Here is an 11,687-nt window from a genome sequence, read left to right on the forward strand (position 1 = left end):
TCACGCGCCCCCTTTCTGGACGAGCTCATCCAAGAGCTTCTCCGAAAACAGGTTACCGCGGCCCAACTGCCCGGCAGGATCGAGCTGGAGCTTGAGCCGCGCCGACTCGACCATGGCCTCGTGACCGTACATCGTCTCCAAGAAGCCCGCCTTGATCTTGCCGACGCCGTGTTCGGCGGAGACGGCGCCGCCCATGGCCGTGACCTCGGAAGCCCACTGGGCAAAGAGCTCTCCGCCGCGGCGGTAATCCTGCGCATCGCGCGGCAGAATGTTCACATGCAGATGGTTGTTACCGATGTGCCCCCAGGCGGCAGATTCAAGCCCACTTTCGGCCAACGTGCGGCGATAAAGGGCGATGACATCGGCCAAACGTGCGTTGGGCACCGACATATCCGACCCCAGCTTGGTAATGGTGGGGTCCGTGCGGCGACGCTCGTCGATGAGCATGTTGACGCTCTCGGGCACCGCATGGCGGAAGAATCGCTGACACTCGCGATCGACCTCGGTGCGCGCGACCCATGTCGCATCGTCGCTGCCGCCCGCAAGCTCCAGTACCCACCCCAAGTGATACAGCTCCTCAGTCGCCTGGGCTTCGTCGTCGCAGTCGAGCTCCACGTAGACACAGACCTTGGCGTCTTTGTCGAGCGCCGGCAGCGAGGCGAACGCACTCGACTGCTCGCGCTGACGACGCAGGATATCCAGGGCGCCCGCATCGAAATATTCGATGGCAGCCGCGTGGGACAGGACGGGACGTACAGAATCGGTGAAGGACACGGCCTTGTCTTCGCTGTCAAAGAAGCAGCTCACGCCCCAAACGACCGTAGGCGCCGCCTGCAGGGCAATCTCGAGCTCGGTGATGACGCCGAGTGTTCCACACGCACCGATAAACAGATCGATGGCATCCATATCGTCAGCAACGAAATAGCCCGAAGCATTTTTGGTCTTGGGCATGGTGTAGTCGGGAAGGTCGAGCTCGAGCGTGCGGCCCTGCACCGTAACGAGCGAAAGGCGACGACCCTGTGCAAAAACCTCGCCACGGTGAAGCTCGAGCAGGTCGCCATCGGTCAGCACGACATGAAGGCCCGTGACGTGAGGGCGCATGGGGCCGTAAGCGTAGCTACGGGCGCCGGAAGCGTTGCATGCCGCCATACCGCCCAGGCAGGCAGATGCCTCGGTGGGATCGGTAGGAAAGAATTGCTCGGGAGCTTCCTGGAACTCCTCGTAGGCCTCAAGCGATGCCTGGTCCCAGCCGGCAGTCGGCAGCACTTTCTTGCCCAGTTGCTTGCGCAGCTCAGACAGCACGACGCCGGGCGCCACGCGCAAAAGAAAGCGGCCCTGCTCATCGCGGCGAATGCCTAGGTAGCGATTCATGCGGGAAGTATTGAGAATGTGACCGCCATGAGGCACGGCGCCGGCGGCAAGACCGGTCCGGGCGCCCTGAACCGTCACCGGGACACGCTCGGCATGGAGCTTTTCCATAATGGCGCGGACCTCGTCCTCCGTTGTCGGAAACGAGATGCTCGAGGCCTCGCCCGATGTGCGAGACTCATCGCGACCATACTCTTCGAACTCGTCGGTGAAGGGTTTGATGGTTGCAGACACGCGAACTCCCCCTTTAGCTAACTACAGTGTTTGCAGGGAAATGTTACCGCATCGTTTCACCGACATGTTCGAGACCGTCTCCATAATTGACGTTTTTAACGTTCGCGCAATTCGGCGAACGGCGGAATTTTCGAGACAAGCGATGCTTTTGCCACACGTTGCCGCGCAGCCACAACATGTGCATTTATCAGTCAAAAATAGTTGAGATTTTTTTCACATGCTTTTACCTGCGGGGATATCGGCTCGTCAAGCAATTGGTTAGTTATTGGGCAAGTTGCGGCTGATACGGTCGGCATCGACAGCCAAACCAATAGGAGTTTTGGCCCCAGAGCAGGGAGGTTTCCATGGCATATTACTGGCCCCAATACGGTTTCGCCATCGAAGTCGATGACGACCCCTATCTCTTGCCTTTCGACGAAGATGCATTTCCAGGTACGGAGGTCTACCACGTCACCACCGATGTGATCTGCGACCCCGAGTCGTTCTCGGCGCTCGCCCACCACATCGCGCGTATCCACAACATCGAGCTCCCTCACGACTTCGACGAGCTCATCTACTCGCGCCGCCTGATGCTTCACATGCTCTTTGGAGCGGACCCGTCCACGTTCGCACGTGTCTACACCACCAAGGACGCCGCATGAGTGCGAAGAAGCCGCCCCGCCTTGCAGGACTGGGGCGTCGCAAGAAACTCGTCGTTGTCTGCCTGGCTGTCGTCTGCGCCCTCATCGCCGTAGGGCTATACGCCTGGCAGTCGCAGCCCGTGCCCGAAGCGGGCGCCTCAGTCACGACGGCAGAAGGTAAATCGCGCCAAGAAATCCAGGATGAGCTCGACGCCATCGTCCGCGACAACATGATGACGATCTCGGTCGCGCCGGTCGCACAGTTGCAGGAAGGCGGCAAGTTGCGCGTCAACGTGCAAAACGTCCAAGACAACAAGTTTCCCCAGCGCTTCCGCGTGATTCAAAACGACGAGACCATCTATGAGTCCGGTGTGGTCGAAGCCGGCAAGACGGTTGAGACCTGCCCCGCCGGCGATATCCAAGAAGGCGAGGCATATATCGAGATTCAGGCACTCGATGCCAAGACCTACGACACCCACGGCAATCCGACGCGCGTCAAAGTGCGGGTGGCACAGGCAGAAGGCTAGTGGCCGACGCGCTCGCAGGGGCAGCACCCTGTCCCCATTCGTCCAACCATCACGGAAACAGTCCGTGACGAGCAGAAAGGATCGATTATGAACACACCCATGAACCTGAGCGGAGCCAGGGCACTCGCCGTGGGCGCAGGGCTTACGCTCGCACTTGCGATGGGCGCCGCGCCAACGGCGGCCATGGCAGAGGTGCGCGTTGGAACCACCGATGTGACGGTGAAGGCCGACATTAGCAATGTTTCGTTTAAGGCGCCAACGGTCATCCCCTTTGCCGCCAAAGCCGACGGAACGCTTGTAGGACCCTCCGACAATACGATTACCATCGACAACCTCTCGGCATATGGCATCCACGTCACCAACATGAAGGTCACGGCCAAGAACGACTGGACAATCGTTGCAGACGCAAAGACGGGCTCGGCCCAGAACTCCATCGATTTTAAGGTTGGCCCCGATACGGCAGAAAAGGATGCCAGCTCGGCGACTCAGACTACGGGCCTCGATCTTTCCCAAGACGCAAGCTTCGACATGAAGTACAAGGACATTGCCGACGGAACGGACAAAATTAGGCTCAATGTGAGTGGCCACGTCGCCCGCGTCACGCGTGACATCTACCACGCCACCGGTACGGGAGATCAAGTGGCAAGCATCACCTGGACGGTCGAGCCCGGTGCGCACGCCACGTCCTAAGGCGATTGCACTGGCCGCCATCGTCGGCATCTTGGCGTCCGCACCCGCAATGGCCTTTGCTCAACAAGAGCAAGCGCAAGCGGCCACAGAAGTGACCGTCGATCTTTCGGGCCTTAATCGCGGCAGCCGTCACGAGCCGCTCGTCCAGACGAGCGACACCCGGCAACTCATTGCGGTAGGCGTCGCCACGGTGGGAGCAGGACTGACGTGCCTTGGCCTGCACATCAAACGCAACCAATAGCCAAGCACGACCGGAGTACGCGGAATAGATAGGAGAACCATGGCACCCAAAAACCTTTTGCCCGTTGCCGCGCTCTGCAGCGCACTGGCGAGCGGTACGCCTCTCGCCGCTTGGGCGACGCCCGCCACGGCAAGCTCCTTACCGCAAGCTCTGAACCCCGCGTCGAATTCGTCGGGTATCATCGCCTGCCAACGTTTTTCGCTCGCACATGCCACGGTCCGAACCTCGGGATGCCTTCACCGCAATACGGTCGACTCGATAGTCGTGGATATCAATCGACCGGACAAGGAGAACGGCCCCCAGACAGGTTGCGCCATCTGCACATGGAAATCGGCTGCAGTCGACGCCGATGGCGACCCATGCGACTTAGAGCTGCGCATCGATATTGCCTCGGTCGATGACTCGGCGAACGGGGCAAAGGTCGTCTTCGACAGCGCGGCCCATGAAGAAGAAGGGGGTGTATGCCTGGGCTGCGTTCCCTCGAATGCCGATGGCGCGCAGCCCATCATCTCCTTTACGGCGTCGCTGCGACTGACCAAGGCGGACACCGAAGCCATCGCAACGGGAGATGCACCTTTGCTGTTCTACGCTGGCGACGCGGACGACCAAAAGGCTCAAAGCACCAGGCAGAAGGGCTCGCTTAACCTCGCGCGCGGATCAGAACCCGCCCCCATCAATATCGATGCCCAGGAGCCGGGCGTGCAGCGCATTCTCGCCGATCCGGCGCTGCTCCAAATGACATGGCACGGAGTGGGATCCGTCGAGATTGCCGCTCCTATGTCGAGCGATAATGACAAATCCCCCAAAGACGAGGTCGCAGACGTACCGGCACATGTTGACGATGCATCATCAGAAGACAACGCTGCGGTTCCTCTCGAGAAGCCAAGCGGCAGCGCCACCGAACTAGGCGATTCCCAACCGAAAGACGGCCTGGACTTTGCCGCTCCCCCAAGTGTCGACGAAGGCAACTGTTGCATGATGGTCGCGCTCGACCACACGGAAACCGTCGATGCTGCAAGCATTGAGCCAGTCGCTGCCAATGCGCCCCGCCGCAAAAATATCCTCATCGCATTCCCCAACACCGTCGAGCTCGTCTTTTTGCCTTCGGGCGAAGTCGTCGCGCCTACGGCACTTACAGCAGTGGGAGCAAAGAGCGCATCGAACGATATCCAAGCTATCTCGGCACTTGACGCCACAACGACCGCCAAGTTACACCTTTATTCCGTTGCAGCAGACGGAACGCGAACCGAAGAATTCGACGGAACCAAGCTTTTGGTTCCTCGTCGCATCGGTATCCAAGAAGACGTCCCCTATCAAATGGAACTTGAAGGGTTCGATCGCGCACGAGATGCCGACATCATTGCCGCAGCCATCGAATCCCCACAGCACCTCATGACGCTGCGCTTCGACTTTAGCCCCATCCTGTCCTAGACCGCTAACCGCCGCTTGGCTCGGATACTGAGCGCCCCCTCCCCGTTCTGCTACGATTGCCGCGTTGGCATCAATTACAGGAGGGTTCATGCCGGGTTTAGGAACGATCATCAACGTCGCGCTTTTGATCGCGGGCGGTCTGCTTGGCCTTATGGGTGGGCGCTTCATTACGCCTCGCATCCAAGACACGCTCATGAAGGCGTCGGGGTTGTGTGTTCTGTTTATCGGCCTGGGCGGCACCATGCAAAAGATGCTCGTTATCGATGGAGAGGCGTTGGCGACCACCGGCACCACCATGCTTATCGTCTCATTTGCCCTCGGTTCGCTCATCGGCGAGGCCATCAACCTGGAGGCCGCCATCGAGAACCTCGGCGAATGGCTCAAGCGCAAAACCGGCAGCGAAGGCGACAACGAGTTCACCAACGCCTTTGTCTCGGCATCGCTCACCGTGTGTATCGGTGCCATGGCCATCGTAGGATCGATTCAGGACGGTCTGCTCGGCGACTGGTCCACGCTTGCCCTGAAGGGCGCGCTGGACTGCATCATCGTCTGCACCATGACGGCCTCGCTTGGCCGCGGCTGCATCTTCTCGGCCCTGCCCGTTGCCGTATTCCAGGGCACGATCACGCTTTTTGCCGGCTCACTCTCCCCCATCATGACCACCGCAGCCCTCGACAGCCTTTCGCTTGTGGGCTCTATGCTCATCTTCTGTGTTGGGGTTAACCTTATTCGACCTCAGACCTTCCGCACGGCCAACATGCTCCCCTCCGTCGTCGTGGCGGTCATCTACGCCCTCTTGTTCTAAATCTATCTACGTAGCGGTTTCTCGAACACCTGTTTGATGCTGTGCTATGATATGAGGTCACCGAAGCTGCGTTAGGAGAGGAGAAGCGGTGGCCGACCAGGACGTCAAGATGCTCATCGAGCGCATTATGGCCGAGGCCCGGACCCATCAGTCCGCCCGCTTCTCAAACGAAATCTATGCTGACGAGCCGATTCTCAAGACCGGTCGACAGATGCAGAACTTCCTCCCCGACCAGTACCGCAAGATGCGCGAGATATCACGCTGGCAAGATGATCCCAAAGGCGGCGCGGGACGTTGGCTATCGGAGGCGGAGCTCTTTTACCGCCAAGGCCTGCTGATGGCCGACTTCGAGGACGATTGTCCCTACAACGGCACCTTTAAGTCGTACTTTCCCACCTACAATGCCATGAGCGATCGACAGTTGCGCGGCTACTTTACCTGGCGTGCCCAAGTGCGCCGCGGAACTGTCGAGGAAACGTCTACGTCCTTTGCCTTCCTGTATCTCTATGAGCTGATCTGCGGCATTGGCGTAGATGACCCACTCGATGGCTTTAGCAAGATCAAGGCCTTTTGGAACGCCTATCGTGCCTTCGAGCCCGGCATCGACCGGTTTGCACGCGTGTGGTTGCAAGATTACGCCGTTTTCCACGGGCTCGACCCCAAACTGCTTCGCGACTCTAAAACCGTCATGTTCGATAACGCCCTTATCGAGCTGCGGCGCGCGGCTCGAGACCTTGCACCTGCACCGACGCCGTCGGACCTGGCGCCTGCGCGTCGCAAGACCTCCGAGCCTACGCTCCCCCTCCCGCCCGACGAGGCGGGCGAGGAGCGACTCATGGCCGCTATCAACGCCCTCTCCACGTATAACCTCGATAACTCTAGACTCGATCGCAGCCACCATCGCGACCTACGCCACGTGGCATGTGCCGTGTACGTCCGCATGGCGCGCTACTATGACACGCACCGAAAGACCGGTATCGTGGCGAGCTTGTTTGGGGAGGAGACGGCCATGCCCTATACCATGTTTGCCTCGGCCGTGTTCTTTGCGCCCGAGCGCCACGAGGACTGCGAATACCGTCTTGACCCCATCCATATCTACCGCTGCCAAAACGGTTTTTGGGAATGCATGCGAATTCACGGCAGCAGGCAAAAGAGCAGCAAGCTTGGTGAGATGATGCGCGCCTGCGACCAACGTCTGCGCCTGGCCCTAGCCCCCGCCCACCCCCTGAAGGAGGAGAAGGTCCCCAAATATCTGGCCAAAATCATCGATGACGAGATCGTGGCATGGCTTTCGTGGGATGCCGCACACCAGCCCGTCAAGATCGATATCGATTTGAGCCAGCTGGGGCACATTCGGAGCGCCGCCGCGCAAACGCGTGAAGCGCTTTTGATTGATGAGGAGCGCGAGGACGGCACGCCCGTGGAAGCCGAGGCAACGCTTATCGAGCAGCCGGGCCGCGAGCCTGCGCCCGGCATGACTGCCGAACCTGGCGAGATGACCATTCAGCAAGACGAACCCGACGAGCCGACTGTCTCCGCCGAAGAGTTTGGCGTCATGGCACCGCTCCTCGTGTCTGCGCCCGCACCCGTAACGCCCGCGTCTGCCGAAGCTACGAACAAACTCGCGCCCGCCGAGGATGCCTTTCTTCGCGCGCTCCTCGAGCAAAACACAGCGCAAGCGACATCGGCAGTGGAGAGGTCGGGCCAGAGCGAGGATATGCTCGTCGACAGCATCAACGAGACGCTCTTTGACCTGGTGGGAGACACCGTTATCGAGTTCGGCGCGGCAGGACCGCAAATTATCGAGGATTACGAAGCAGACGTGAGAGGATACCTAGACCATGAGTGATACCGCATCCGCAGCACCCCGCGTGCCCAAGCGCGTCGCTGCCGTCATTCTCAACTCACTCAAGGGCGGTGTGGTCCCGCGCATCGGCCTTCCCTATATCACCGTAGGGCGCGAGGTCGAGATCCGCGCCCTGCTCACCGATTTGAGTCTCATCGCCGACGGTGGCGCGAGCTTCCGGTTTCTGGTCGGTCGCTACGGCGCAGGCAAGAGCTTTTTGCTCCAGACCATCCGCACGCACGCCATGGGCGAGGGGTTTGTCGTCGCCGATGCCGACCTGTCGCCCGAGCGCCGCCTGCAGGGCGGTCAGGGGCAGGGCCTTGCCACCTACCGTGAGCTCATCCGCAACATATCGACCAAGACGCGCCCCGAGGGCGGTGCACTCAACCTTATTCTGGATCGCTGGGTCGCCTCGTGTGCCGACGTCGACGAGTCGGTCGTCAATGCCCAACTGGCCCCGCTCGAGGAGATGGTCCACGGCTTCGACTTCGCCCGCATGCTCCGCCGCTACCGCACGGCCGTATCCGAGGGCGATGAAGAGGCCATGAGCCGCGTAACCAAATGGATCCGCGGCGAATACCGCACCAAGAGCGAGGCTCGCGCCGAACTGGGTTCCTCAACCATCATCAGCGATGACGACTGGTACGACTACGTTAAGCTCATTGCGCGCTTTTTGGTCTGCAGCGGCTACAAGGGCATGCTGGTGCTCATCGACGAACTCGTGAATCTGTATAAGATTCCCAACGCGATCACGCGCCAATACAACTACGAGAAGATCCTGACCATGTACAACGACACGCTCCAGGGCAAGGCGCAGTACCTGGGCATGATCATGGGCGGCACGCCAACCTCCATCGAAGACCGCCGCCGCGGCGTGTTCTCCTACGAGGCCCTGCGCAGCCGACTCGCTCAGGGCCGCTTTGCACGCGAGGACCTTAAGGACATGCTCGCGCCCATCATCCGTCTGCAGCCACTCACCTACGAAGAGTTGCTGGTGCTGATCGAAAAACTCATGCAAATTCACGCCGGCTACTTTGGCTGGACGCCCACGCTTACCGAGAGCGACCTGGTGGACTTCCTCAAGATTGAGTTCGGTCGCGTGGGAGCCGACACGCATCTGACGCCGCGCGAAGTCATTCGTGACTTTATCGAGCTGCTCGACATCCTATGCCAAAACCCCGACGCCAACGTGGCCGAGCTGCTGCAAAGCGTCGGCGGTGACGCGCCAGCAGCCGCAACAGACGACACCGGCACCGCAGGCGCCGACCGCAACTTCGCCGAATTCGCCATCTAACCTGCCAAAAAGGGACAGGTTTATTTTGGCAGGTTTTATCTGGGCAAACATTGAAGCAGTCATGCAGCACGCCATTGCCCGCCGCGTTGAGAGATTCGCTTTTGAAAGGAGGCCCCGTGAACGCCTTTGACCGCTACGCCCCGTTTATCCAAGACTTCATCTACTCCCACGATTGGGAGAGTCTCCGCTCCATTCAGGTTGCGGCGGCAGATGCCATCTTTAACACACAAGACAATGTGCTCCTGACGGCATCCACGGCTTCCGGCAAAACCGAGGCGGCCTTCTTTCCCATCCTGACCGAGTTTTGGGAGAGGCCGCCCGCGAGCGTGGGCGCCCTCTACATCGGCCCCCTCAAGGCGCTCATCAATGATCAGTTCGTCCGCCTTAACGACCTTTGCGAAGAGGCCGATATCCCTGTCTGGCACTGGCATGGCGATGTCTCGCAGTCGCACAAGGCCAAGCTCATCAAAAAGCCGAGCGGCATCTTGCAGATTACGCCCGAGTCACTCGAGGCGCTCCTGATCCATAAGCACATGGCGATCCCGCGCATGTTTTGCGACCTGCGCTATGTGGTCATCGACGAGGTCCACTCGCTCATGCGCGGCGACCGTGGCGGGCAGACGCTCTGCCTTATCGAGCGACTCTCGCGCATGGCCGGCGTGCAGCCTCGACGCATTGGCCTTTCGGCCACCATCGGCGACCCCGAGCGCACGGGCGCTTTTCTCTCACAGGGAACGGGACGTGACTGCGTTATCCCCCGTTTTGAGGAACCGCGCCGCGTGTGGCGCATCTCCATGGAGCACTTCTACAACTCGGGTCCCCAGGCACAGCAGCGGGGATTCGAGAGCATGGGTCCTCAAGAGGCCGAAGTGCTTGCCTCCGAGCGCATTGAGGCAGCGGCACCCACGGCGCTGCCGGCCGACACCCAAGGCACGAGCCACAGCGGACAGCCCACACAGGACAAGCGCCGTCAACGTCGCGAACGGGCACAGGGTAAGGCTAGCTCCGGGAACCGCTGCACTTCTTCGGCCCCCGAGGGCGAAGTCAACATCCCCCGGGCCGCCGAGCAAGCGCTCCTCAACCCCACCGACACCGCACCCGACAACGCCGATCCCGGCATGGGCTATATCTTCGAACACACCCGCGGGCGCAAGTGTCTGGTCTTTGCCAACTCGCGCGAGGAGGCAGAGGCCGTATGTTCCATGCTGCGCAGCTACTGCGAGAGCCGACACGAGCCTGACCGTTTCCTCATCCATCACGGCAATCTTTCGGCATCGTTGCGTGAGACGGCAGAAGAGCTCATGCGCGATGAGGAGCAGGCACAGACGACCGTCACCACCTCTACGCTTGAGCTTGGCATCGATATCGGCCGTCTGGAGCGTGCGTTTCAGATCGATGCGCCATTTACCGTCAGTTCCTTTTTGCAGCGAATGGGCCGCACGGGACGCCGCGACCTTCCGCCCGAGATGTGGTTTGTCATGCGCGAGGAAGAGCCCGAGCCGCGTACGATGATGCCCGAAACCATTCCGTGGAAGCTCCTGCAGGGCATCGCACTCGTACAACTCTATCGCGAGGAAAAGTGGGTCGAGCCGCCCGAGCTCGATCGACTCCCCTACAGTCTGCTCTATCACCAGACTATGTCGACGCTTGCCAGCACCGGAGAGCTCACGCCGGCAGAACTTGCCCAGCGCGTGCTCACGCTCAGTTATTTCCACCGCGTCTCAGCCGATGACTATCGCGTGCTCCTGCGTCACCTCATTAAGATCGACCATATCCAGGTCACCGAGGGCGGCGGACTCATCGTGGGCCTCGCGGGCGAGCGCATCATCAACAATTTTAAGTTCTACGCCGTGTTCCAGGAAAACGAGGAGTTCACCGTCCGCAGCGAGTCGGCCGAGCTGGGCACGATCGTCAATCCCCCACCGCCCGGTGAACGCATCGCCATCGCCGGGCACTGCTGGATTGTCGAGGAAGTGGACTGGAAGCGCCATACCGTCTTTGCCACGCAGGTCAAGGGCCGTGTACCGGCTTACTTTGGCGACTGCCCCGGCGACATCAACACGCATGTACTCGAGCGCATGCGTAAAGCGCTCAACGAACATGCCGCGTATCCGTACCTTATGGGCAACGCGCGAGCCCGTCTGGCGCAGGCTCGCCATACGGCCGAGATTTCGGGTGCGGACACTAGGCCACTCATTAACCTGGGCGGCGACACCTGGGTGCTCTTCCCCTGGCTGGGCAGCTATGCCTTTTTGGCGCTCGAGCGCATGCTCAAGATTAAATGTGCCGCGGAGCTGGGCCTTCGCGGACTCGACCCGTCGCGCCCGTACTTTATGCAGTTTAAGATGAAGGCCGACGAAGAGACGTTCTTTGAGGTACTCGCCGCCGAGGCCGAGAAGGACTTCGATCCCATCGAGCTCGTCTATCCCGGCGAGGTGCCTTACTTTGATCGTTACGATGAGTTCGTTCCCGAAGAGCTCGTGCGTAAGGGCTTTGCCGAAGGCGTGCTCGACATAGAGGGTATGAAGCAGCGTGTCCGCAGCTGGCGCGACCACGCATAAAACGGGGCTGACTATATGAGCAGTCAATTTGGGACGGGGCTATTTTAGCTGCCCTTGCAGGTAAGGCGAA

9 protein-coding genes are annotated in these 11,687 nt (G+C 60.3%); 8 read left to right on the plus strand and 1 reads right to left on the minus strand.

What is annotated here, in order from left to right; genetic code table 11:
• The gene (locus ACTQ1E_RS05220; protein WP_441565129.1) at positions 1–1,602 is read right to left on the minus strand and encodes an FAD-binding oxidoreductase; all 1,602 of its coding nucleotides are present in this window, start codon (positions 1,600–1,602) and stop codon (positions 1–3) included.
• A 344-nt stretch (positions 1,603–1,946) separates the two neighbouring features.
• Between ACTQ1E_RS05220 and ACTQ1E_RS05225 the strand changes: the two genes are divergently transcribed.
• The 8 genes from ACTQ1E_RS05225 (at position 1,947) to ACTQ1E_RS05260 (ending at position 11,617) form a co-directional block, all read left to right on the plus strand.
• Complete coding sequence (locus tag ACTQ1E_RS05225; protein ID WP_154517147.1) at positions 1,947–2,243, plus strand: hypothetical protein; 297 nt, start codon at positions 1,947–1,949, stop codon at positions 2,241–2,243.
• On the plus strand, positions 2,240–2,749 hold the full coding sequence (locus ACTQ1E_RS05230) for a hypothetical protein (RefSeq protein ID WP_427719604.1): 510 nt from the start codon (positions 2,240–2,242) through the stop codon (positions 2,747–2,749). Before ACTQ1E_RS05225 ends, ACTQ1E_RS05230 begins: the two co-directional genes overlap by 4 nt.
• An 87-nt stretch (positions 2,750–2,836) precedes the next feature.
• The gene (locus tag ACTQ1E_RS05235) at positions 2,837–3,439 is read left to right on the plus strand and encodes a hypothetical protein (RefSeq protein ID WP_441048482.1); all 603 of its coding nucleotides are present in this window, start codon (positions 2,837–2,839) and stop codon (positions 3,437–3,439) included.
• A 280-nt stretch (positions 3,440–3,719) separates the two neighbouring features.
• The gene (locus ACTQ1E_RS05240) at positions 3,720–5,111 is read left to right on the plus strand and encodes a hypothetical protein (protein WP_441565131.1); all 1,392 of its coding nucleotides are present in this window, start codon (positions 3,720–3,722) and stop codon (positions 5,109–5,111) included.
• Positions 5,112–5,199: 88 nt separating this feature from the next.
• On the plus strand, positions 5,200–5,916 hold the full coding sequence (locus ACTQ1E_RS05245; protein WP_427747902.1) for a DUF554 domain-containing protein: 717 nt from the start codon (positions 5,200–5,202) through the stop codon (positions 5,914–5,916).
• A gap of 88 nt (positions 5,917–6,004) precedes the next feature.
• Complete coding sequence (locus ACTQ1E_RS05250) at positions 6,005–7,765, plus strand: TerB N-terminal domain-containing protein (protein ID WP_441565133.1); 1,761 nt, start codon at positions 6,005–6,007, stop codon at positions 7,763–7,765.
• Positions 7,758–9,056, plus strand: coding sequence for an ATP-binding protein (locus ACTQ1E_RS05255; protein WP_441042131.1), 1,299 nt, complete (start codon positions 7,758–7,760; stop codon positions 9,054–9,056). The genes ACTQ1E_RS05250 and ACTQ1E_RS05255 overlap by 8 nt, the downstream gene beginning before the upstream one ends.
• Before the next feature lie 116 nt (positions 9,057–9,172).
• The gene (locus tag ACTQ1E_RS05260; RefSeq protein WP_441565135.1) at positions 9,173–11,617 is read left to right on the plus strand and encodes a DEAD/DEAH box helicase; all 2,445 of its coding nucleotides are present in this window, start codon (positions 9,173–9,175) and stop codon (positions 11,615–11,617) included.
• Positions 11,618–11,687 lie beyond the last annotated feature (70 nt).

The organism is Collinsella sp. LCP21S3_C7, assembly GCF_052118485.1.
GTDB lineage: Bacteria > Actinomycetota > Coriobacteriia > Coriobacteriales > Coriobacteriaceae > Collinsella.

Excerpts from the sequence above, each read along its gene's own strand:
- ACTQ1E_RS05225 (WP_154517147.1), top strand. The coding sequence starts at position 1,947 with ATGGCATATTACTGGCCCCAATACGGTTTCGCCATCGAAGTCGATGAC.
- ACTQ1E_RS05230 (WP_427719604.1), top strand. The coding sequence starts at position 2,240 with ATGAGTGCGAAGAAGCCGCCCCGCCTTGCAGGACTGGGGCGTCGCAAG.
- ACTQ1E_RS05235 (WP_441048482.1), top strand. The coding sequence starts at position 2,837 with ATGAACACACCCATGAACCTGAGCGGAGCCAGGGCACTCGCCGTGGGC.
- ACTQ1E_RS05240 (WP_441565131.1), top strand. The coding sequence starts at position 3,720 with ATGGCACCCAAAAACCTTTTGCCCGTTGCCGCGCTCTGCAGCGCACTG.
- ACTQ1E_RS05245 (WP_427747902.1), top strand. The coding sequence starts at position 5,200 with ATGCCGGGTTTAGGAACGATCATCAACGTCGCGCTTTTGATCGCGGGC.
- ACTQ1E_RS05255 (WP_441042131.1), top strand. The coding sequence starts at position 7,758 with ATGAGTGATACCGCATCCGCAGCACCCCGCGTGCCCAAGCGCGTCGCT.